Raw genomic sequence first — 21,547 nt, 5'->3', positions numbered from 1 at the left:
TCGCCACGGGAGCCTTGCCCGATGACGGCGGCGGCGTTCGGACCGATCGCTGACACGCCCGCCCCCTCCCGGCGCCGGGCCTGGATGCGGAGCGAAGAGGCCCGTGGCCTCGCCATGCTCTCGCCGACCTTTCTCTATGCGCTGGCGCTGCTCTTCCTCCCGGTCCTTATCGTCATCGCCTACAGTTTCTGGACCCAGAACTATCTCGAAATCGACCGCACCTTCACGCTGGAAAACTACCGGCAGGCGCTGACGGAACCGATCTACCGCGACCTCTTCGTCCGCTCGCTGTGGATCTCGCTGACGGTCAGCGTCGTCACCGTCGTTTTCTCCTACCCGGTCGCCTGGTTCATTTCCTTCCATGGCGGCGTGCACAAGAACCTCTGGCTCTTCCTCATCACCGTGCCCTGCTGGACCAGCTACCTGCTGCGCGTCATGTCGTGGAAGGTCATTCTGGGTTATGGCGGCGTGATGAACACCGGCCTCATCTCGATGGGTCTCATCGACAAGCCGGTGACCTCGCTGCTCTACAATTCCAACGCCGTCGTCATCACGCTTGTGCACAGCTGGGCGGCCTTCGCCATCCTGCCGATCTACGTCTCACTGCAGAAAGTCGATCGCACGCTGATCGAGGCGGCGCGCGACCTCGGCGACAGCAGGATCAAGGCCTTCTTCCGCATCACCCTGCCGCTCTCGCTGCCCGGCGTCATCTCCGCCTTCCTGATCGTCATGATCCCGACGGTCGGCGACTACGTCACGCCCCGCCTCGTCGGCGGCAAGGACGGCGTGATGATCGCGACCGCCATCCAGGCGCAGTTCGGCAAGGGCGCCAACTGGCCGCTGGGGGCAGCGCTCTCGGTGACGACCATGGTACTCGTCTCGCTCTCGGCCGCCGCCGTGGTTCTCGCGCTGAAATTCACCATCAGGAGGATCAAATGAGCCTCCTCACCCAGCGCCTGCGCTTCATTCCGTTCCTGCCCATCTATGTGGCGCTCTATTTCCTGTTCCTATACCTGCCGATCCTGCTGTTGCCGATCTTCTCCTTCAACAATGCGGCCACCACCACCTTCCCGCTCGCCGGCTTCACGACCAAATGGTACGCCTCACTCTCCGGCAACTCGGTGATGCTGGAGGCGGCCTGGAACAGCCTGATCGTCGGCCTGTCCGTCTCGCTGCTCTCGACCATCCTCGGCATCTGCGCGGCCCGCGCCATCACGCGCTACCGCTTTCGTGGCCAGCGCGCCGCCGCCGGCCTCATCATGGCGCCGCTCTTCCTGCCGGAGATCATCGTCGCCGTCTCGCTGCTGATGATCGTGCTGGCGATGGGGGTGGAACTGTCGCTCGTCACCGTCATTCTCGGCCAGACAGTGTTCTGCGTGCCCTATGCCATGTCGGTGCTGGTCTCGGGCTTCGAAGGCTTCGACCGGAGCCTCGAGGAAGCGTCCTACGATCTCGGCGAAACCGCGATCGGCACCTTCCGCCGCGTGACGCTGCCGGTGGTGGCACCCGCCATCGTCTCCAGCCTGCTCGTCACCTTCACCATCTCGCTCGACGAGTTCATCCTCGCCTTCTTCTTGTCCGGCACCGAGCCGACGCTGCCGGTTTATATCTGGGGCCAGCTGCGCTTTGCCGCGAAGTTGCCGGGTGTGCTGGCGCTCGGCACGATCATGCTCGCCGCCTCCATCCTGATGCTCACCCTCGCCGAAATCCTGCGCCGCCGTGCCGAACGCCGCACGCAGCTGGCACACGCCCTGCCCTAGGAGCCCTCATGACCGACCGCGCGATGATCCAGATCGAAAACGTGTCGAAATTCTACGGCATCTACAAGGCGCTCGACGATGTCTCGCTGTCGATTGCCGAAGGCGAATTCTTCTCCCTGCTCGGCCCCTCTGGCTGCGGCAAGACCACGCTGCTGCGCTCCATCGCCGGCTTCGAAAATCCGACGGCCGGCGAAATCTATATCGATGGCGTGCCCTCGCTGGCACTGCCGCCGAACAAGCGGCCGACCAACATGGTCTTCCAGAGCTACGCTATCTTCCCGCATCTCGATGTTTCGGAAAACGTCGCCTACGGCCTGAAACGGCTCAAGCTCTCGCCCGAGGAGGAGAAGAAACGCGTCGGCGATGCGCTCGACATGGTGCGCCTCTCCGGCCTCGGCCAGCGCAAGGCGCATGAACTCTCCGGCGGCCAGCGCCAGCGCGTAGCGCTCGCCCGTGCCCTTGTCATGCGCCCGAAGGTGCTGCTGCTCGACGAGCCGTTGTCGGCCCTCGACAAGAAGCTGCGCGAGGAAATGCAGGTGGAACTGCGCACCCTGCAAAAGGCCGTCGGCATCACCTTCATCCTCGTGACGCACGACCAGTACGAGGCCCTCGCCCTCTCCGACCGCATCGCCGTGATGTTCGGCGGGCGCATTGCGCAGATCGCCAGCCCGAAGGAAATCTACCAGCGCCCGCGCACGCGAAAGGTCGCGGATTTCCTCGGCGGCATGAATTTCCTGAAGGCCAGGGTGCTCGGCGAACAGGGCAATGCCGTCTCCATCGACGCCGCTCGTTTCGGCGCCGTGCAGCTGGAAAAGCCGCAGGGTTTTGCCGCCAGCAACGGCCATGTCACCGTCGGTATTCGCCCGGAGCGCCTGCGGCTCCTGTGGGACGACGACCGCGCGCCGCACGAGCTTGCCGGCCGCATCGAAAACCGCGCCTATTTCGGTGAGGTCACCCATCTGACGGTTGGCGTCGACGGGCTGGAGCAGCCGTTGTCCATGGTCGAAACGAACAATTTCGGCGCAGACGACCTGCCGATCGGCGCCGAAATCCGCCTTGCTTACGATCCGGATGCCTTCGTGCTGCTGGCCGAGGATCCACCGGTCACGCGTATCTAGATCATTTCCGCTTTTCTTCGAATCGCGAAAACACTCCATCCCTTTGTTTTTACGCAATTCCGGACGCAAAACCGCTGCGCACTTTTGCTGGAATTGCTCTAGAAAAGCAAAACTCCCGGCGGGCCGGGAGTTTCAGGCGATCCCTATGATTTGCGTGAAAATCGCTTACTTACCGGAAAATTCGAAGGTCGCCGGCGCAGAGCCTGCCGGCAAACCGAGGCGCACACGCTGCCCATCGGACCAGCTCTGCGCATGGGTCTGCATCTTGAAAGATCGTTGTAATTCCACGCCGTTTTCCATGACGACGACGATCCAGTCGTCCTTGTCCGGAATGAGCGTTACAGAGTTTGGCTGCATAGCCGCCCCCTTTCGTTCACTGGGGCGGAAGCTCCTTAACTTTCGGCGGTGGCGCCCGTTTTCATTGCCACCGATACCGCCATGATACGCGATTTCCGATGAATGTCGAATGAACCCTTGGTGAACCCCGCCCCGGCGGGGCAAGGTTCGGCAAGCGGGCGTCAGTAACCCGATTTGATCTTCTCGAATTCGGCGATCATCTTCTGGCGCAGTTCCGTCGGCATCGGCGACTGGAAGAGCGTGTTGGCGACGAAGGCATCGACATCGGCATAGCCCTTGTCCTTCAGGATTTTCGGGTCGACGGCGGCCATGCCCTTGGCGTTCGAATGGCCATAGCCCCAGCTCTCGACCATATAGGCCGCGACGGCAGGATCGGTGACGGCATTGAGGTAATCATAGGCAAGATCGGGGCTCGCCTCCGCCCCCTTCAGGCGTACATAGCCGCAGACCCAGGTGGAGAGCCCCTCCTTGGTGTCCTTCTTGATGGCAACGGGCTGGCTCTCGGCCTGCAGGGTCGTCGCCGTCTCGTTCCAGGCCCAGGCGAGATCGACCTCGCCGCTCGCCATCGCCTGGCTCAGATCCGTATTGTCGGTCCAGTACAGGCGCACGTTCTTGTGTACCTCGCGCAGGAAGGCGGAGGCCTCCTGGAACTGCGCATCCGTCATCGTCGTCCAATCCTTCACGCCGATGACAAGGCTGGCCAGCGCATAGGCATCATCGACATTGTCGCCGATCGACACGCGGTCCTTGAACTTGGGATCGGCGAACGCCTTGAGCGACGCGACCTCTTCGGGCTTCACCGTATCGGTACGATAGGTCAGCACCGTGTTGCCCCATTCGAAGGGAATGAACCATGCCGTACCGTCGTCCGACGTCATCAGGTTCTTCATCGCCTTGAAATTCGGGAGCACATCGTTCCACGAGGTGAGCTTGGCCGTATCGAGCGGCTCCAAGAGCCCCGCCTCGCGCCATTTCACCACGCTCTGCGAGCAGGGATGCGCCACATCGGCCTTAAAACCGGATCGCAGCTTCTGGAACGCCTCCTCCTCATCGCCGAAGAAGGAGAAATCCGGCTCGGCACCGGTCTTCTCGGTATATTTCGGGTGGAAGGCCGGGTCTTCGTAGCCGGACCAGTCGAAGACGGTCAGGCTATCGGCGGAGAAGGCAGGAAGGGCGGGTCCGAGGGCAAGGACGGCGGCAAGCGCCGCTGTCGTAAGATACCTGGCCGTGTTTGCAGTCGTCATGCCGTTCTCCTTCCCCGTTTTCGGGTTCCCTATTGTGGTTTTGGTCCTTGCAAAGTGAGATGTTTCGGGAAGGCCACGACGACGAATGCGATGGCCGCCTCCAGCGCCTTTTCCCGCGTCGTGCCGTCGCCCATCATCAGGCGCAGCCACAGGCCTTCCAGCATGGCGCAGAGCGACAGCGCCATCGGCTCCGGTTCGTAGTCATAGCCACCCTCCGCCTTGAGGTCGGCGCAGAGCGCGATCACCGTCTCCTGGTATTTGACGTCGCGCGCACCGCACAGCGCCTGATAGGTCGGCCGCGACTTGGCCTCGCCCCAGAAGGCACACCAGGCGGCAAGCTTGCGCTTCGTGCAGATCTTTCGGTCGAAATCCGCATGCACGATGGCCCACAGGCGGCTGGCGACGCTGGGACCGGCCTTTTCGAGCGCCGAATTCCAGTGGTCGCCATACTCTTCCGACATGAATTGCAGCGTGGCGATGAGCAGGTTTTCCTTGCTCTCGAAATGGAAGTTGACGATCCCGCGGGACAGACCCGCACCATCGGCCACATCCGCCAGCGTCGTGTCGGAATAGCCGCGTTTGGCGAGCGAATCGATCGTCGCCTCGATGAGCTGCTGCCGTCTCGTTTCCTTGGACGCCTTGCGGCCCCGCTTCTCGCCGTCACCCGAGCCCTGATCAGCCCCGCCTGCCCGCATCTTCACCGTCACCTTGCCTTTGGGATTCTTCAGCACCACCGTCATGGGCGAATTCCCGCGGCCGGCCTGCTTGCGCGCAGATGAGTGGGACAATGCTCCCCGCTGTCAAGAACCTTCTGCATGGCCGTCCAGGTGCGAATGTTCTTGGCGACATAGGCCTCGCCGACGGCGGCGACGGCCTGCGCATAGAGCGGGCCTTTCAGCCGCTCCAGCTCGCCGCGCGCCACGTCGCGATACCAGCCATTGCGGCTCTCCGCGACGCCATCGGCAAAGCCGGCCTTGGCCATCGCCCGTAGATAGCGATGCGACGACGCCATGCCGAAGCTCAGGCCCTCGGCGGCGATATAGTCCTGCATATCGACGCTCGGCTCACCGTCGTGACCGATCAACCAATCCGAAGCGGCAAGCACGCCGCCGGGCTTCAGCACGCGGAACAATTCGGCAAACAATGCCTCCTTGTCCGACACATGGATCATCGCATCCTTGGAGAAGACGACATCGAAGGCGCCGTCATCGAACGGCAGCCGCCCCGGCGGGCTCGCGACGAAACGCGTGACGGACGACAGCCCCTGCGCGGCCGCAGCCATCTTTGCCCGTTCGATGACATGCTGTTCGACATCATAACCGACGATCTCCGCCGGACGGTACGTCCTGGCAATATGCAGCGTGACACCACCGGCGCCGCATCCGAAATCCAGCACGGACCTGCCTTCGAGATCGATACCGGCGAGCACGCGGTCGACTTCCGCCGGGCCGCCGGGCGAAAGATAGCCCTCGCCCCACATCACGCCGAGAAAGCGGATCGCCGCCTCGTCGTATTCCGGTTCCGCCGCTGCACCATCCTCGACTGCCGCCGTCATGGCTTCCCTGCTCTTGCGGCCGCATGGCCGGTGCGTTTTCCAATCGATCGAAATTTTAGCGCATAATCAGGCGATTGCAAGATACTTGCTGAATGATCATTCAGAATATCTGGACAACATTTTGCTTTTGATGCAGCTTTTAGAAACAAGGGAGACATCAAAAATGCAAAAGTACGATGCCCTGATCGTTGGCGGCGGCCATAACGGGCTGGTGACGGCCTGTTATCTCCAGCGCGCCGGCCTCAATGTCCTCGTCGTGGAAAAGAACGGCTGGGTCGGCGGTGCGGCCACCAGCCGCGAGCTGACGCCCGGCTTCCTCTATTCCAACTGTTCCTATGTCTGCTCGCTGTTCCGGCCGGAGATCATGCGCGATCTCGAACTGCCCAAACACGGCCTGCAGGTCATCTCCTATGAGGGCGGCGCGGTCTTCACCCGTGACGGCGACTACCTCGCCTCCTACCGCGACCATGAAAGCCACCGCCGCGAATTCGCCCGCTACTCGAAACGCGATGCCGAAGCCTATGAGCGTTATGCCCGCGACGTGACGCGCCAGTGCCGCTTCATCCAGCCGCTCCTCATGCGCACCGCGCCCGACCCGTTCGGTTTTCGCCCGCGCGACATTTCCGAACTGCTTTACCTCGCCAAGAAATTCGGCGAGTTCAGCCCGCATGAAATGGCCGAGACGCTGCGCTTCTGGACCATGTCGATCTCCGACTTCCTCGACGAATATTTCGAGACCGACGTCATCAAGGCCTATCTCGCGCTGTCCGGCATCATCGGCACCGCCCTCGGCCCGATGTCGCCCGGCACCGCCTATGTGCTGCTGCACCACTATATGGGCGAGGTCGACGGCTCCGTCGGCGCCTGGGGCTACGCTCGCGGCGGCATGGGCGCGGTAACGCAGGCGCTGTCCCGTTCCTTCCAAGCCGCCGGCGGCACGATCCGCACGGATGCGGAAGTCTCGAAAATCCTGACGCACGGCGGCCGTACCACCGGCGTCGTGCTGGCCAATGGCGACGAGGTGCGCGCCGATCTCGTCGTCTCCAATGCCGATGTGAAGCGCACTTTCCTCAAGCTCGTCGAGGAACAGGACCTGCCCGGGGATTTCGTCCACCGCGTCAAGCATTTCAAGATGCGCGGCTCCTCCGGCAAGGTGAACATCGCCCTCGACAGCCTGCCGAAATTCCCCGCCCTCCCCGAAGGCTCCAACTGCATTCGCGGCGACATGCATTTCACCGACAGTATCGAGCGCATGGAACGCGGCTACGACGACTGGAAGGCCGGGCGCTGGTCCGCCGATCCCTTCCTCGACATGATGATCCCCACCTTGCTCGACCCGACGATGACGTCGCCGGGCAAACACTTCATGAGCTGCTTCGTGCAATATTGCCCGCCGAAGGTGGAGGGCCGCGACTGGACGGATGCCGACCGAGACGCCTTCGCCGAGACCGTCATTAGCCAGATTGCCGATTATTCGCCGGGTTTCCGCGACCGCATCGTGCATATGGAAGTGCGCACGCCGCGAGAGATCGAGGCGGAAGTCGGCCTCACCGAGGGCAATATCTTCCAGGGCGAACTGACCTTCGACCAGCTTCTCTTCAACCGGCCGGTGCCCGGCTATGCGCAATACCGCAGCCCCATCCACGGCCTCTATATGTGCGGCTCCTCCACTCATCCGGGCGGCGGGGTGATGGGCGCGCCCGGCCGCAACGCCGCCGCCGAAATCCTGCGCGACCTCAAGCGCGCCCCCGAACAGATGAGCAAAGCCCATGACGTCATTTGATGCCATCGTGATCGGCGCCGGCCACAACGGCCTTGCCGCCGCCACCCGCCTCGCCAAGGGCGGCCGCCGCGTCCTGGTGCTGGAGGCGGCAAACGAACCGGGCGGCGCCACCCGCGGCCGGGAGTTCGCCCCCGGCTTCCGCTCCGCCGGCCTCGCCCATCTCGTCAACCGGCTGGATACCGAGGTCGCCAAGGATATCGGCCTCGACCTGAAGGGCGATGAAACGCTGCTTCCGACGACAGTGCTCGACGGCTCCGGCAAGGCAATAACCCTGCACGGTGCTTACGGCGAAAGCATTGACGGCGTCTCCGCCGACGAACAGGCCGCCTTTGCGGCGATGCGCAAGAAACTCATCTTCCAGGCCGGCATTCTCAAACGCTTCCTGCGCCGCCCGCCGCCGCAGATCGGCGCGGTCTCGCTCGGCGATCTCTCGACGCTCGCCGGCGCCGGCCTCAGCCTGATCCGCAAGGGTCGCAGCGAGGGCCGCGACTTCCTGCGTATGCTGTTAATGAACGTCGCCGACGTGACAGACGAATACCTGACCGACGACCGCTTGAAGGGTCTGCTCGCCTTCGACGCCACGCTCGGCATCCATCTCGGCCCGCGCTCGCCGACCTCCCTGCTCGGCCTCTATTACCGCCTGACCGGCGATGTCGCCGGCCGCGCCGGCGGCCAGTTCGTACCGGTGGGCGGCATGGCGAGCATCGCGCCGGCCTTCCTGCGCGCTGCGGAAAAGGCCGGCGTCACCATCCGTTGCGCGACCCCCGTCGCCCGCATCCTTGCCGATCGCGGCCGGACCAGCGGCGTCGTTCTCGGCGACGGCACGGAGATCACGGCCCCCGTCGTCGTTTCGGCCGTGCATCCGCAGACGACGTTCCTGCGCCTCGTCGATCCCGCCGAAAGTGGCACCGGCTTCTTGCGGTCGGTGAAGAACGTGCGCAGCCACGGCAATGTCGCCAAGCTCGACCTTGCACTGGACCGCGTTCCCGACTTCACCGGCCTGCCAGTGGAGGCCCGCAACGGCCGCATCGTGCTGGTACGCTCGAAGGAACAGGTCGAGACGGCCTTCAACCCGGCGAAATACGGCGAATTCTCCACCGATCCGGTCATGGAAATCACATTGCCGAGCCTCGCCGATCCATTGCTTGCGCCCGCCGGCGCCTGCACGCTCTCGGCACTCGTGCAATATGCGCCCTACCGCCTCAAGGCCGGCTGGGAGCATGGCAAGCCGGCTTTCCTCAAGATCGTGCTGGAAACATTGGAGCGGCATGCCCCCGGCATCGGTAAATCGATCCTCGCCACCAATCTGATGACGCCGGTCGATATCGAGGCGGAATACAATCTGCCCGGCGGCCACTGGCATCACGGCGAATTGCAGGCCGACCAGCTGCTCGTCAACCGCCCGACGGGCGCGGCCTCCGGCTACAAGACACCGATCGAGGGCCTTTATCTCGCCAGCGCCGGCGCACATCCGGGCGGCGGCATTTCCGGCCTGCCGGGCTGGAACGCCGCGCGCCACATACTTTCGGGAGCGACAGCATGAACGCCATGACGAAATCCGCCGCCGACCTGCGCCGCGCGGCCCGCGACCATATCCGCGTGCCTCGCCTCGAAACGCCGTTCCACGACCGGCTGATGGCGATCAGCGAGGTCAATGACTGGTACAACTGGGCCGGCTACAAGGCGCCGCATTCGCTCATCGACGGTGAACTCGAATATTTCGCCATCCGCTCCACCGCCGCGCTGTTCGACATTTCGCCCATGGTGAAATATCGCATCGCAGGGCCGGATGCGGAACGTTACCTCGACCGGCTGACGCTGCGCGACGTCCGAAAACTCGGCGTCAACCGCGTGCACTACACCGCGTGGTGCGACGACCATGGCCATGTGCTCGACGACGGCACGCTGTTCCGTCTCGGCGAACAGGAATTCCGCCTCTGCTGCCAGGAGCGCCACCTGCCCTGGCTGCTCGACAGCGCCTTAGGCTTCACGGTCGACATCCGCGAGGAGACGGAGGAAATCGCCGGTCTCGCGCTGCAAGGTCCAACCAGCTACGCCGTGCTGCGCGATGCGGGTTTCGCCGGTGTGGAACGGCTGAAACCCTTCGACATCGCCACCTTCCCGCATGAGGGCGGCGAGGTCACGATCTCGCGGACCGGCTTTACCGGCGATCTGGGCTACGAACTCTTCGTGCCGCGCGCCAGGGCACTCTCGCTCTGGGATCGCCTGTGGGCGGCGGGCGCGCGCCATGCCATTCGCGCCATCGGCTACGGCGCGCTGAACCAGACGCGCATCGAGGCCGGCTTCATCGTCGCCAATGCGGATTTCATGACCGCCGAAGCCGCCTTGCGCGCCGACCGCGTACGCATGCCCGATGAAATCGGCCTCGACTGGCTGGTCGATCCGGACAAGCCGAATTTCAACGGCCGCCGCGCCATCCTCGATGCGCGGCGGAATCAGACTCTCAAGCACATCCTGGTAGGCCTTGAAATCGAAGGGAATATTTCCGCCGAGCACGCCATCGTCTATCATCGGCAAAAGCATGAGGCGGGCCTCGTCACTGCCGCGATCTGGTCACCGACGGCCAAGCGCAACATCGCCATCGCCAGCCTCGAGCGGCCCTACGGCTCGAAGTTCACCAATGACCTTTGGGTGGAGATCTATGCGATGCGCGAGCTGAAATACCAGAAGATGATGAAGCGGGCGAAGATCGTGCCCCGCCCCTTCGTCAAGCTCGCCCGTCGCACGGCCACGCCGCCGGGCCTCAAATAAATGGACGAGGAAACCCGCCGCAACTGGGAAATCATCGCCATGCCGACCGGCGCCGAATGGTCCGGGCGGGCACGCTATGCGGCGGCGATGTATTTCTGCCAGCGCGGCGAGATGGCGCCCGAGGTGCTGGAGATCTACCGCATCTGTTCGCGGCTCGATGCGGAGGACCCGGTCTCGGTGCTGCGCCGCTGGCAGGTCGGCACGGAATGGATCGCGAAGCTGGAGGCGTTTCGCAGCCGATCAGATTGACGGCGTGGGCGCGGAATAGGTCGCAAACAGCCGGCGCAACGCATCCTTGCCTTCGCTGGCAATATCGAACCGGCGCCCGAACAACAGCCATTCCGAGCACAGCCCCTTGATGACCCAGCGCAGCATTGAGGCGGCCGAGCGGGGCGTCCAGGCACCGCCGAGCCTACCCTGCCCCTGAGCTTTGACGAAGGCTGCTTCCAGTGCCTGCATATGCTCGTCGTCGAGGTCGTTCTGCCGTTCGGAAATGGCGGCGAATTCGCCTGTCGTGTCGCAGCGCAGAAGAATCGAGAGGATGCGCTGGCGGTGCTCGTCCTCGGCCAGCAGCTCCAGCCATTCACGGCCGACCCGTTCGAGCACGCCGAAGACATCGGCATTCTCCGCCTCCAGCTCGCGGGCGATCAGCTCTTCCTGCGGCATGGGCAGCGAGTTGTAGAGCTCCAGCACCAGATCCGCCCTATTGGCGAAGTGCCAGTAGATGGCGCCGCGGGTCACCCCCGCGGCGCGTGCCACATCCTCCATGGAGGCATGGGCGACACCTTTTTCGTAGAAGACCTTTTCCGCCGCCAGCAGGATCTGCTGGCGAGTTTCCTTGGCCTCTGCCTTGGTCCGGCGCATGGCGGTTACTCCGCCGGGCTGGTTTCAGCCTTCGCCGGCTCCTCTTTCTTTTTACCGTAACCGAACAGCTTCATCACGAAGACGAAGAAGACCGGCACGAAGAAGATGGCAAGCACCGTCGCGGTGATCATGCCGCCCATGACGCCGGTACCGATGGCGCGCTGGCTGCCCGAGCTTGCGCCGGTCGCGATCGCGAGCGGCAGAACGCCGAGCGTGAAGGCGAGCGACGTCATCAGGATCGGGCGGAAGCGAAGGTGGCAGGCCTCGATGGTCGCGTCGATGAGCGACCGGCCGTCCTCCATCAGTTCCTTGGCGAACTCGATGATCAGGATCGCGTTCTTCGCCGACAAGCCGATGATCGCGATCAGGCCCACCTTGAAGTACACGTCGTTCGACATGTCGCGCATCGTCACCGCGATGACCGCGCCGATGACGCCGAGCGGCACGACGAGGATGACCGCGAGCGGAATCGACCAGCTTTCATAGAGCGCCGCAAGGCACAGGAAGACCAGCAGGACTGTCAGGCCGATCAGGATCGGCGCTTGCGAACCGGACTGGATTTCCTGCAGCGACTGGCCCGTCCACTCGTAGCCGAAGCCCGGCGGCAGCTGGGCGGCAAGCCGCTCCATCTCGCCGATCGCATCACCGGAGGAGAAACCCGGCTTGGTCTCGCCGCTGAGGCGCATGGACGGATAGCCGTTGTATCCGACCGTCTGCGTCGGCGCCATCGCCCACTCGGCGGTCGCAAAGGCCGAGAGCGGAACCATGCCGCCGCTCGAATTGCGCACGTTGAGCTTCAAGAGATCGGCCACCTGCATACGTTCGTTCTGGTCTGCCTGGACCGTCACCCGCTGCATGCGCCCGGCGTTCGGGAAGTCGTTGACGTAGGTCGAGCCGAGATTGGTCGAGATCGTCGAGTTGATATCGGCGAAGGTCACACCGAAGGTGTTGGCCTTCTCACGATCGATCACGACATTGACCTGGGCGGCATCCGGCATGCCCTCGACGCGCACGCCCGTCACGATATTGCTCTGGGCCGCAAGGCCGATCAGCTGCCCCGTCGCGGCCGACAGCGCCTGCTGGCCGAGACCACCGCGATCCTGCAGACGGAACGAGAAGCCGCCCGTCGTGCCGAGACCCTGGATGGGCGGCGGCGACAGCGCGAAGCTGATCGCATCCTTGATCTGGCTCATGGCCATGCTCGCGCGCCCGGCGATTGACTGCGCCGAGTTTTCCGGTCCGCGCTCGCTCCAGTCCTTCAGCGTCACGAAGGCAAGGCCGGCATTCTGCCCCGCACCAAAGAACGAGAAGCCATTGATGCCGACGATGGTGTTCACGGCGGGTTCCTGACCGAAAATCTTCTCGGTCTGGGCAAGCACTTCGTCCGTGCGGTGGCCGGTCGCTTCAGAGGGCAGCTGCATCATGACGATGACGAAACCCTGGTCCTCATCCGGCAGGAACGACGACGGCAGCTTCATGAACATGTAGCCGAGGCCCGCGAGGATGGCGATATAGATCACCATGAAGCGGCCCGTCCGGCGGATCAGCCAGCTGACCGTGCTGCTATAGCCCCTCGACGAACGGTCGAAGCCACGGTTGAACCAGCCGAAGAAACCACGCTTGGTGTGGTGGTGCCCCTTCGGAACCTGCTTCAGGAAGCTGCCGGCGAGCGCCGGGGTTAGCGACAAGGCGAGGAAGGCCGAGAACAGGATCGAGACGACCATCGTCAGCGAGAACTGCTGATAGATGACGCCGACGGCACCGGGGAAGAAGCTCATCGGAATGAACACCGAGGCGAGCACCAGCGTGATGCCGATGACGGCGCCGGTGATCTGCTTCATCGCCTTGCGGGTAGCCTCCTTCGGCGGCAGCCCCTCTTCCGACATGATGCGCTCGACATTTTCGACGACGATGATCGCGTCATCGACAAGGATGCCGATGGCGAGCACCATGGCGAACATGGTGAGCACGTTGATCGAGAATCCCATGGCAAGCATCACGGCACAGGTGCCGAGAAGTGCGACGGGAACGACGAGCGTCGGGATGATCGTGTAGCGGATGTTCTGCAGGAACAGGAACATCACGAGGAACACGAGGCCGACGGCTTCGAGCAGCGTGTGCAGAACCTTCTCGATCGACACCTTCACGAACGGCGAGGTGTCATAGGGGATCGAATATTCGAGGCCCGGCGGGAAGAACTTCGACAGTTCGTCCATGCGCGCCTTGATCGCTTCGGAGGTCGCCATGGCGTTGCCGCTTGGCGAAAGCTGGACGCCGATAGCAGCGGACGGCTTGCCGTTGAGGCGCGTGGAGAACGAATAGGTCTCGCCGCCCACTTCGACGCGGGCAACGTCGCGCAGGCGCACGGCCGAACCGTCCGCATTGGCACGCAGCACGATGGCGCCGAACTCTTCCGGCGTCGTCAGCTGGCCCTTGATGTTGACGGGGGCTGCGATCTGCTGGGTGATCGGGTTTGGCTGGGCGCCGATGGAGCCGGCGGCAATCTGGGCGTTCTGTGCCTGCACGGCGGCGGTAATGTCGGCCGCCGTCAGGTTGAGACCGAGCATCTTGGCGGGATCGAGCCAGACGCGCATCGAACGCTGGGTCGCAAACAGCTGCGCACGGCCGACGCCGGGCACGCGCTGAACCTCAGAGAGAACGTTGCGGTTGAGATAGTCGCCGAGGCTGATGGCATCCATCGAGCCGTCGGTGGAGGTCAGCGAGACGATCAGCAGGAAGCCGGAGCCGGCTTCCTCGACCTGCACGCCCTGGCGGCGCACGGAATCGGGTAGACGCGGTTCGACGCGGCTGATGCGGTTCTGCACATCGACCGAGGCTTGGCTCGGATCGGTGCCCGGCGCGAAGGTGATGTTGATTTCGGCCGAACCCGAAGCGCTCGAGGTCGATTCGAAATAAAGCATGCCTTCCACGCCGTTCAGCTCATCCTCGATGAGCTTGGTGACGCTCTGATAGGTGTCCTGCGAGGACGCGCCGGCATAGGAGGTCGAGACCGAAATCTGCGGCGGCGCGACGTTCGGATATTGCGAGATCGGCAAGAGCGGAATGGAGATGGCGCCGGCGATCATGATGAAGATCGCGACCACCCAGGCGAAAATCGGCCTGTCGATAAAGAAACTGGGCATCGTTGCGGTCCTTACTTCGCCTGCTCGGTCTTGGCGGCATCGCCGCCTTCGGCCTTGCCGGCTTCGCCGGCCTTGGCGTCAGCAGGCTTCTTGTCGTCAGCCTTTGCACCATCAGCAGCAGCGCCTTCAGCCTTGGCTTCGCCGCCATCGGCCGCCTGCTTCTGCGCATCGGCTGCCACGGCATTCGGATCCCATGCGGAGGGAACGACTTCCGCGCCCGGCTGCACCTTCTGGAAGCCTTCCACGATGATCTTCTCGCCGTCCTTCAGGCCATCGGTGATGACCCAGCGCGTGCCGGCGGCACGGCCGATACGGACCGGACGCGGACCGGCCTTGTTGTCGGCGGAAACGACATAGACGAGCGCGCTGCCGGAAGCATCCCGCTGCACGGCCTGCTGCGGCACGAGAACGGCACCCTTCTCGATCCCCTGCTCGATCTGCACGCGCACATACATGCCTGGCAGGAGATCGCCATCGGGGTTCGGGAATTCGCCGCGCAGCGTCACCTGGCCGGTCGTCTCGTCGACGGCGGCTTCGGAAAACAGGAGCTTGCCCGACTGCGGATAGGCGGCCCCATCGTCCAGCACCAGCTTGACGTCGGCGGAATTGTTGTCGGCCATCAACGCGCCGTCTTCGAGCGCCTTGCGCAGACGGATGAGGTCGGTCGCCGACTGGGTGAAGTCGGCATAGACGGGGTCGAGCTGCTGGATCGTCGCGAGGTTTTCCGTGCCGCTGGTCGAAACCAGTGCCCCCTCTGTGATCAGCGCACGGCCGATGCGGCCGCTGATCGGCGCCTTGACCTCGGTATATTCGAGATTGAGCTTGGCGGACGCGAGACCCGCCTCGGCAATCGCGACATCGGCATCGGCCTGCGCCAGCTTGGCGATGGCGTCGTCATAGTTCTGCGCGGACGAGACGTTCGACTTCTTCAGCTGTTCCTGGCGGACCGTATCGTTCTTCGCCTGGGCCTGCACGGCCTTGGCGCGGCGCAGCGTCGCCTCGGCGCTGTCGACCTGCACCTTGAACGGTGCCGGATCGATCCGGTAGAGCACGTCGCCCTGCTTGACCAACGAGCCCTGCTCGAAGACGCGCTCGATGATGATGCCGGACGCGCGCGGACGGACTTCGGCAGTGCGGGTCGCGGCAATGCGGCCCGGCAGGTCGTTGGTGATCGGAACGTCCTCGGCCTTCACCGTGATGACGGCCACCTGCGGCGGTGGAAAGGAAAAGCCCCCCTGCGCAGCCTGCTCATCGCTGCAGCCGGCGAGAATCAAAAGGGCGCCAAAGGTCGCAATCGAAATCGGTCTCGTGAAACGCATGGGTTCTTCCATAGGCGATGCCGGCAAGGGCGGCGAGTGCTGAAAACAAAGAGATGCGGTGGCCGAAGGACCACCGCATCACAACATACAAACAGGGCTGTATGTTAATTCCTGATGTTTGACAATCGTAGATCACGCACCGTAAGGCCGCAATCCACCCCAATCACGGATTCGTGATGAGGGACCTCAACGTATCGCCCGGCCATTGGCGTCGAAACGATGCGTCTGGCCGGCCGCCGGCGTGGCATAGACCACGTCGTCGACAGCATAGTGATGCTCGCCGAACAGGCGGACGGTGATGAGGCCGACCTTCTCCGATTCGATATAGACGATCGTATCGGCGCCGAGGTGCTCGACATGCACCACCTTGCCCTGCCACTCACCGGCGTCGCGCGAAAGCGCCAGGTGTTCCGGGCGCACACCGATGGTCTTGGCGTCGGTCACGCCAAGGCGGCTTGCGTCGATGAAATTCATGGCAGGCGAGCCGATGAAGCCTGCGACGAACAGGTTGGCCGGCTTGTTGTAAAGCTCCATCGGCGAGCCGACCTGCTGGATGACACCGGCATCGAGCACCACGATCTTGTCCGCCAGCGTCATCGCCTCGACTTGGTCGTGCGTGACGTAGATCATGGTTGCCTTCAGCTCGCGATGCAGCCTGGCGATCTCGAGGCGGGTGTTGACGCGCAGCGCCGCATCGAGATTGGAGAGCGGCTCGTCGAACAGGAAGAGCTTCGGTTCACGCACGATGGCGCGGCCGATGGCGACGCGCTGGCGCTGGCCGCCGGACATTTCCGCCGGGCGACGGCCGAGATACTTTTCGAGCGACAGCATGGCCGAGGCCTTGGCGACACGCTTCTCGATCTCCTCCTTCGGCGCGCCGGCCTGCTTGAGGCCGAGACCCATATTGTCCTTGACCGTCAGGTGCGGATAGAGCGCGTAGGACTGGAACACCATGGCGATGCCGCGCTTGGCCGGCGGCACGGTGACGACTTCGGCGCCGTCGATGGTGATCGAGCCCGACGTCGCGTCCTCGAGACCGGCGATGATGCGCAGCAACGTGGACTTGCCGCAGCCCGAGGGCCCGACGAAGATGACGAATTCGCCGTCCTTCACGTCGAGGTCTATACCCTTGATGACATCGACGTTGCCGAAGGACTTGCGTATGGATTTAAGTTGAAGAGAGCCCATTCGATTTCCCCTTAAAGCTTGACCGTCTGACCGGTTCTGACACTTTCATCGGCCGCCAGGCAGATCCTGAGCGACTGCACCGCGTCGTCCATGTGCCGCGTAAGGTCGATGTCTTCGCGAATGGCCTTAAGCACGAAGGCCTGTTCACGATCGCAGAGTTCCTGGTGGCCGGGCTCGCCCGCCATCTTCAGTTCCTCGTCCGGTGACAGGAACTTGCCGTCGGGGCCGGTGGCCGCGTTGTGAACGCGGATGACCGCGGTCTTGGTGTGCGTGTCGATATCGTCGGACTTTGCGTTCGGATCCATCACGATGGAGACCGAACCGTTCGGCGACATGACATCCTTCACGAAGAAGGCGGTTTCGGAGATCATCGGACCCCAGCCCGCCTCGTACCAGCCGAGCGAACCGTCGTCGAACAGCACCTGGAGATGGCCGTAATTGTACATGTCCGGCTTGATCTCGTTCGACAGGCGCAGGCCCATGCCGCGTACCTCGACGGGCTTGGCATCGGTGATCTGGCACATCACGTCGAGATAGTGCACGCCGCAGTCGACGATCGGCGGGGTCGTGTCCATCAGCGCCTTGTGGGTCGCCCAGGTCGGGCCGCTCGACTGCTGGTTCAGGTTCATGCGGAACACGTAGGGACCGCCCAGCTTGCGGGCTTCCTCGATGAGGCGGATCCACGAGGGATGGTGGCGCAGGATATAGCCGACGACCAGCTTGCGACCGTTCGCCTTGGCGCAGGCCACCACCCGTTCGGCGTCGGCGACCGTGGTCGCCAGCGGCTTTTCGAGGAAGACATGTGAACCGGCTTCGAGGGCTGCGATCGCATATTCGGCATGGCTGTCCGAATAGGTGCTGATCGAGCAGAGTTCCGGCTTGAATTCATGCAGCGCATCGAGGAACGACGGGTGGATCTCGTAGCCTTGCAGCCCGGCCGGGACCGGAACCTTGGAGCGGTTGACGAGGCCGACGATCTCGTAGCCGGGGTTTTCGTGATAGGCGAGCGCATGGCTTCTGCCCATGTTGCCGAGGCCGGCGGAAAGAACGCGAATGGGGGTCATGGCTGAACTCACTTGACTGCTCCGGAGGTGATGCCGCGGATCAACTGCCGCGAGAAGACGAGGTAAAGGACGAGGACGGGGAAGATCGCCAGCGACAGGGCTGCGAGCACCGCGTTCCAGTTGGTGACGAACTGGCCGATGAAGATCTGCGAGCCGAGCGTCACCGTCTTGGTCGCCTCGCTCGGCGCCAGGATGAGCGGGAACCACAGGTCGTTCCAGATCGGGATCATCGTGAAGACCGCGACCGTCGCCATGGCCGGGCGCACCAGCGGCAGGACCAGGCGGAAGAAGATCGAGTATTCCGAGAGCCCGTCGATACGCCCGGCATTCTTGAGGTCGTCGGAGACGGTCCGCATGAACTCCGAGAGGATGAAGACGGCGAGCGGAATGCCCTGCGCGGTATAGACCAGGACCAGCGCCGTCAGCGTGTTGACGAGGCCCGTCGCCACCATGCCCTGCAGGATCGCCACCGTGCCGAGACGGATCGGGATCATGATGCCGATGGCGAGGTAGAGCCCCATCAGCGTGTTACCGCGAAAACGGTATTCCGAGAGCGCGAAGGCGGCCATGGCGCCGAACAGCAGCACGAGAGCGATTGCCGCCACCGTGACGATGAAGCTGTTCTGGAAGTAGGTCGCAAAGTCGCCTTGCCCCAGCACCGTATAGTAACCGACGAGATCGAAGGTCTTCGGGCTCGGCAGCTGCATCGGGTTACGGAAGATCGCGTTGCGATCCTTCATCGAGTTGATGATCGTCAGGAACACCGGGAAGACGGAGATGATCGCATAGCTGATCAGCGCCAGGTGAACGAGAGACGAGCGGGTGAGAGAAGCGCGTGCTTTAGACATGGTTGCCCTCCCGATCAGAACTGGTAGCGACGCATACGCCGCTGGATGACGAAGAGATAAAGCGAGACGCCGGCGAGGATGATGAGGAACATGACCGTCGCGATCGTGGCACCCATCGAGCGGTCGCCGAGCTGGAGCTGGAAACCGAAGAAGGTGCGGTAGAGCAGCGTGCCAAGGATATCCGTCGAACCGTCAGGTCCGGCCAGAGCGCCCTGCACGGTGTAGACCAGGTCGAAGGCGTTGAAGTTGCCGACGAAGGTCAGGATCGAGATGATGCCGATGGCCGGCAGGATCAGCGGCAGCTTGATCTTGAAGAACTGGCTCCAGCCGGTGACGCCGTCGCATTCGGCCGCCTCGATGACCTCCTCGGGAATGTTGAGGAGAGCCGCATAGATCAGCATCATGGGGATGCCGACATATTGCCAGACCGAGATCAGCGACACGGCGATGAGGGCCGAGCCGGGCTTGCCGAGCCAGGGCGAAAACAGCGACTTCAGGCCGACGAGATCCAGAAGGAAGGGCGAGACGCCCCAGATCGGCGAGAGGATCAGCTTCCAGATGAAGCCGACGATCACGAAGGACAAGAGCGTCGGCAGGAAGATCGCCGTGCGGTAGAACGAGGCGAAGCGCAGCTTCGGCAGCGAGAGCATCGCGGCAAGCGCCACGCCCATCGGGTTCTGCACCAGCATGTGGATCACGAAGAAGATGAAGTTGTTCTTTAGCGCGTTCCAGAAGTCATGCGCCCAGCGCTCGTCGCCGAACAGGACCTTGAAATTGCCAAGGCCCACGAAGGTCGACTGGCCGTCCACGGTGTTGAACAGCGACAGGCGCAGCGTTTCGATGAGCGGCAGGATCATCACCGCCGAATAGACGATGAAAGCCGGCAGCAGGAAGACGACGATATGCCAGCGCGTCGGGCGCTTGATCACAGGTCCTGCTGCATCATGGGTAGAAGGTGTGTTGCTCATGGCCCAGCCTGCCCCTCCGTTTGTTGTCGTTAAATCCGCATGCGCGAACGCCCTGCGCGGCAGCGTCAGCCGCACATGACAAAATCAGCATACACATTAGTGACGGGGTCGCGCCCCGAATTTGCCCTTCGGCACCCTCTGTCCACCGGGACGAAGAGGGGTAAGGCAAGCGTCGAACTGTTCGAGCCGCGCCGCCTGGAATTCCTCCCCCCGAATTTTACGGGGGGAGGATCGGAGCGGGGCGATGCCCGCGCCTCAAGCAGAATTCAGCAGCCGGAAACCGGGCTTACTTGGCCGGCTTGTACCAGCTGTCGAGGCCCTTCTGGAGCTTCTCGCCAGCCACTTCAGGCGTATCCGTGCCGTTGATGACGTTGGCCGATTCCGTCCAAGTCTCGTTTTCGAGGTTCGGCGTGCCGCGCGACAGAATCTGGTAGGTCGAGCGGATCGTCGGCTTGCACTTCTCACGCCAGGAAACGAATTCCTGCGCCAGCGGGTCGGCCATCTTCACGGCCGTCGAGTTCAGGCTGAAGAAGCCCGGCAGCGAGTTGGCGTAGATGTCGGCGAACTCGGGCGAAGCGACGAAGGTCAGGAACTTCTTGGCAGCTTCCGGGTTCGCACCCTTGGCGTTCAGGCCGACGCCGATGTCGTTGTGGTCAGAGATATAGCAGGTGTCGCCGGCATTCTTCACCGGCGGCGGGAAGGCGCCCATCTTGAACTGGGCCTGCGTGTTGAACAGGCCGATTTCCCACGAGCCGGCCGGATAGATGGCAGCGCGGCCGAGCGTGAAGAGGTTCTGGCTGTCCGGATAGGTCTGAGCTTCGAAACCGTCGCCGAGATAGTCCTTCCACTTGGCGAGAACGCGGTAGGGCTCGACCCAGGCGTCGTCGGTCAGCTTCTGCTCGCCCTTGATGAGGGCTGCGCGGCCTTCTTCACCCTTCCAGTAGGTCGGGCCGATGTTCTGGTAGCCCATGGTCGCGGCTTCCCAGAGATCCTTCGTGCCCATGGCCATCGGGATGTAGCTGCCTTCAGCCTTGATCTTGTCGAGGGCGGCGAAGAATTCGGCTTCCGTCGTCGGAACCGAGATGCCGAGCGTGTCGAAGGCATCCTTGTTGTAGATGAAGCCGTGGATAACCGAAGCCATCGGTACGCAGAACGTCGTCGCACCGTCGTCCGTCGTCCAGGCGGACTTGGCGACCGGCGAGAAGTTCTCCATGCCCGGCAGATCGTTCAGGCTGGCCAGGTGACCCTTCTTGAAGAGTTCCAGCGAGGCGTCGAACGGACGGCAGGTGATGAGGTCACCGGCCGAACCGGCGTCCAGCTTGGCGTTCAGCGCGGCATTGTATTCGGTCGGTGCGGTCGGCGCGAAGACGACCTTGATGCCCGGGTTCTTGGCTTCGAAGGCCGGAATGATCTTTTCCTGCCAGATGGCAAGGTCGTCGTTGCGCCAGCTTTCGACGGTCAGCGTGACGTCGGCCGCCTGGGCAAGCCCGGCCGTGCCGAGGATGCTCGTGGCGAGCAGCAGACCCTTGATTGCGTTGCGTGTCATTGCATTCTCCCCTTTTAT

General features: G+C 63.3%; 19 protein-coding genes. 7 read left to right on the top strand and 12 right to left on the bottom strand.

Annotated features, from left to right (window positions below; genetic code table 11):
* The first annotated feature begins 21 nt into the window (after nt 1–21).
* From AC27VQ_RS14580 to AC27VQ_RS14570, 3 genes are read left to right on the top strand one after another with little or no spacing between them, the layout of a single operon-like run.
* Nucleotides 22–939 carry an ABC transporter permease gene (locus AC27VQ_RS14580; protein WP_488716820.1) on the top strand — a complete coding sequence of 306 codons (918 nt, stop codon included), beginning with the start codon at nt 22–24 and terminating at the stop codon, nt 937–939.
* Entirely contained in the window at nt 936–1,760 is an 825-nt protein-coding gene (locus AC27VQ_RS14575) for an ABC transporter permease (protein ID WP_488716819.1), read from the top strand. The genes AC27VQ_RS14580 and AC27VQ_RS14575 overlap by 4 nt, the downstream gene beginning before the upstream one ends.
* 23 nt (nt 1,761–1,783) lie before the next feature.
* Complete coding sequence (locus AC27VQ_RS14570) at nt 1,784–2,878, top strand: ABC transporter ATP-binding protein (protein WP_488716886.1); 1,095 nt, start codon at nt 1,784–1,786, stop codon at nt 2,876–2,878.
* A gap of 165 nt (nt 2,879–3,043) precedes the next feature.
* On the opposite strand, the gene AC27VQ_RS14565 is transcribed toward AC27VQ_RS14570, so the two are convergent.
* From AC27VQ_RS14565 to AC27VQ_RS14550, 4 genes are all read right to left on the bottom strand, one after another.
* Nucleotides 3,044–3,235: a hypothetical protein gene (locus AC27VQ_RS14565; RefSeq protein ID WP_421593569.1), complete on the bottom strand. Its 192-nt coding sequence runs from the start codon at nt 3,233–3,235 to the stop codon at nt 3,044–3,046.
* 161 nt (nt 3,236–3,396) lie between these two features.
* The gene (locus tag AC27VQ_RS14560; protein WP_313530862.1) at nt 3,397–4,479 is read right to left on the bottom strand and encodes an ABC transporter substrate-binding protein; all 1,083 of its coding nucleotides are present in this window, start codon (nt 4,477–4,479) and stop codon (nt 3,397–3,399) included.
* A 29-nt stretch (nt 4,480–4,508) separates the two neighbouring features.
* Nucleotides 4,509–5,174 carry a TetR family transcriptional regulator C-terminal domain-containing protein gene (locus AC27VQ_RS14555; RefSeq protein ID WP_117367042.1) on the bottom strand — a complete coding sequence of 222 codons (666 nt, stop codon included), beginning with the start codon at nt 5,172–5,174 and terminating at the stop codon, nt 4,509–4,511.
* A gap of 41 nt (nt 5,175–5,215) precedes the next feature.
* Nucleotides 5,216–6,034, bottom strand: a complete 819-nt coding sequence (locus AC27VQ_RS14550; protein ID WP_488716818.1) for a methyltransferase domain-containing protein — start codon at nt 6,032–6,034, stop codon at nt 5,216–5,218.
* A 163-nt stretch (nt 6,035–6,197) separates the two neighbouring features.
* On the opposite strand from AC27VQ_RS14550, the gene AC27VQ_RS14545 reads away from it, so the two are divergent.
* Genes AC27VQ_RS14545 through AC27VQ_RS14530 form a run of 4 tightly spaced genes read left to right on the top strand, consistent with a single transcriptional unit; the run spans nt 6,198 to nt 10,838 of the window.
* Nucleotides 6,198–7,817, top strand: coding sequence for a phytoene desaturase family protein (locus tag AC27VQ_RS14545; RefSeq protein WP_488716817.1), 1,620 nt, complete (start codon nt 6,198–6,200; stop codon nt 7,815–7,817).
* Nucleotides 7,804–9,360 carry a phytoene desaturase family protein gene (locus AC27VQ_RS14540; RefSeq protein ID WP_488716816.1) on the top strand — a complete coding sequence of 519 codons (1,557 nt, stop codon included), beginning with the start codon at nt 7,804–7,806 and terminating at the stop codon, nt 9,358–9,360. The genes AC27VQ_RS14545 and AC27VQ_RS14540 overlap by 14 nt, the downstream gene beginning before the upstream one ends.
* A gap of 5 nt (nt 9,361–9,365) precedes the next feature.
* Nucleotides 9,366–10,589, top strand: a complete 1,224-nt coding sequence (locus AC27VQ_RS14535; protein ID WP_488716885.1) for an aminomethyl transferase family protein — start codon at nt 9,366–9,368, stop codon at nt 10,587–10,589.
* Nucleotides 10,590–10,838, top strand: coding sequence for a hypothetical protein (locus AC27VQ_RS14530; protein WP_488716815.1), 249 nt, complete (start codon nt 10,590–10,592; stop codon nt 10,836–10,838).
* Here AC27VQ_RS14530 and AC27VQ_RS14525 read toward each other — a convergent pair.
* From AC27VQ_RS14525 to AC27VQ_RS14490, 8 genes are all read right to left on the bottom strand, one after another.
* Entirely contained in the window at nt 10,830–11,453 is a 624-nt protein-coding gene (locus tag AC27VQ_RS14525; protein ID WP_488716814.1) for a TetR family transcriptional regulator, read from the bottom strand. The two genes, AC27VQ_RS14530 and AC27VQ_RS14525, sit on opposite strands and share 9 nt — an antisense overlap.
* Before the next feature lie 5 nt (nt 11,454–11,458).
* Nucleotides 11,459–14,596, bottom strand: coding sequence for a multidrug efflux RND transporter permease subunit (locus AC27VQ_RS14520; protein ID WP_488716813.1), 3,138 nt, complete (start codon nt 14,594–14,596; stop codon nt 11,459–11,461).
* 11 nt (nt 14,597–14,607) lie between these two features.
* A complete protein-coding gene (locus tag AC27VQ_RS14515) occupies nt 14,608–15,915 on the bottom strand; it encodes an efflux RND transporter periplasmic adaptor subunit (protein ID WP_488716812.1) in 1,308 nt (435 codons plus the stop codon).
* A gap of 186 nt (nt 15,916–16,101) precedes the next feature.
* On the bottom strand, nt 16,102–17,103 hold the full coding sequence (locus tag AC27VQ_RS14510) for an ABC transporter ATP-binding protein (RefSeq protein WP_313531395.1): 1,002 nt from the start codon (nt 17,101–17,103) through the stop codon (nt 16,102–16,104).
* A gap of 11 nt (nt 17,104–17,114) precedes the next feature.
* Entirely contained in the window at nt 17,115–18,167 is a 1,053-nt protein-coding gene (locus AC27VQ_RS14505; protein WP_488716811.1) for a Gfo/Idh/MocA family protein, read from the bottom strand.
* 8 nt (nt 18,168–18,175) lie between these two features.
* Nucleotides 18,176–19,015 (bottom strand): carbohydrate ABC transporter permease, encoded by an 840-nt coding sequence (locus tag AC27VQ_RS14500; protein ID WP_313531392.1) that lies wholly within the window; start codon nt 19,013–19,015, stop codon nt 18,176–18,178.
* Between the two features lie 14 nt (nt 19,016–19,029).
* Nucleotides 19,030–19,983, bottom strand: a complete 954-nt coding sequence (locus tag AC27VQ_RS14495; RefSeq protein ID WP_488716810.1) for a carbohydrate ABC transporter permease — start codon at nt 19,981–19,983, stop codon at nt 19,030–19,032.
* A 286-nt stretch (nt 19,984–20,269) separates the two neighbouring features.
* Entirely contained in the window at nt 20,270–21,529 is a 1,260-nt protein-coding gene (locus AC27VQ_RS14490) for an ABC transporter substrate-binding protein (protein WP_313531388.1), read from the bottom strand.
* Between the last annotated feature and the right edge of the window lie 18 nt (nt 21,530–21,547).

Source organism: Shinella sp. 20P9.1.1, from assembly GCF_057798995.1.
The sequence above is the reverse complement of the archived record's forward strand: the minus strand, read 5'-3'. Positions and strand labels throughout refer to the sequence as shown.

Bases quoted from the DNA above. Each gene is read 5' to 3' on its own strand.
- AC27VQ_RS14540 (WP_488716816.1), top strand. From the start codon at position 7,804: ATGACGTCATTTGATGCCATCGTGATCGGCGCCGGCCACAACGGCCTT.
- AC27VQ_RS14535 (WP_488716885.1), top strand. From the start codon at position 9,366: ATGACGAAATCCGCCGCCGACCTGCGCCGCGCGGCCCGCGACCATATC.
- AC27VQ_RS14530 (WP_488716815.1), top strand. From the start codon at position 10,590: ATGGACGAGGAAACCCGCCGCAACTGGGAAATCATCGCCATGCCGACC.
- AC27VQ_RS14545 (WP_488716817.1), top strand. From the start codon at position 6,198: ATGCAAAAGTACGATGCCCTGATCGTTGGCGGCGGCCATAACGGGCTG.
- AC27VQ_RS14505 (WP_488716811.1), bottom strand. From the start codon at position 18,167: ATGACCCCCATTCGCGTTCTTTCCGCCGGCCTCGGCAACATGGGCAGA.
- AC27VQ_RS14570 (WP_488716886.1), top strand. From the start codon at position 1,784: ATGATCCAGATCGAAAACGTGTCGAAATTCTACGGCATCTACAAGGCG.
- AC27VQ_RS14525 (WP_488716814.1), bottom strand. From the start codon at position 11,453: ATGCGCCGGACCAAGGCAGAGGCCAAGGAAACTCGCCAGCAGATCCTG.
- AC27VQ_RS14580 (WP_488716820.1), top strand. From the start codon at position 22: ATGACGGCGGCGGCGTTCGGACCGATCGCTGACACGCCCGCCCCCTCC.
- AC27VQ_RS14490 (WP_313531388.1), bottom strand. From the start codon at position 21,529: ATGACACGCAACGCAATCAAGGGTCTGCTGCTCGCCACGAGCATCCTC.
- AC27VQ_RS14510 (WP_313531395.1), bottom strand. From the start codon at position 17,103: ATGGGCTCTCTTCAACTTAAATCCATACGCAAGTCCTTCGGCAACGTC.
- AC27VQ_RS14520 (WP_488716813.1), bottom strand. From the start codon at position 14,596: ATGCCCAGTTTCTTTATCGACAGGCCGATTTTCGCCTGGGTGGTCGCG.
- AC27VQ_RS14555 (WP_117367042.1), bottom strand. From the start codon at position 5,174: ATGCGGGCAGGCGGGGCTGATCAGGGCTCGGGTGACGGCGAGAAGCGG.
- AC27VQ_RS14515 (WP_488716812.1), bottom strand. From the start codon at position 15,915: ATGCGTTTCACGAGACCGATTTCGATTGCGACCTTTGGCGCCCTTTTG.
- AC27VQ_RS14495 (WP_488716810.1), bottom strand. From the start codon at position 19,983: ATGAGCAACACACCTTCTACCCATGATGCAGCAGGACCTGTGATCAAG.
- AC27VQ_RS14550 (WP_488716818.1), bottom strand. From the start codon at position 6,034: ATGACGGCGGCAGTCGAGGATGGTGCAGCGGCGGAACCGGAATACGAC.
- AC27VQ_RS14565 (WP_421593569.1), bottom strand. From the start codon at position 3,235: ATGCAGCCAAACTCTGTAACGCTCATTCCGGACAAGGACGACTGGATC.
- AC27VQ_RS14560 (WP_313530862.1), bottom strand. From the start codon at position 4,479: ATGACGACTGCAAACACGGCCAGGTATCTTACGACAGCGGCGCTTGCC.
- AC27VQ_RS14500 (WP_313531392.1), bottom strand. From the start codon at position 19,015: ATGTCTAAAGCACGCGCTTCTCTCACCCGCTCGTCTCTCGTTCACCTG.
- AC27VQ_RS14575 (WP_488716819.1), top strand. From the start codon at position 936: ATGAGCCTCCTCACCCAGCGCCTGCGCTTCATTCCGTTCCTGCCCATC.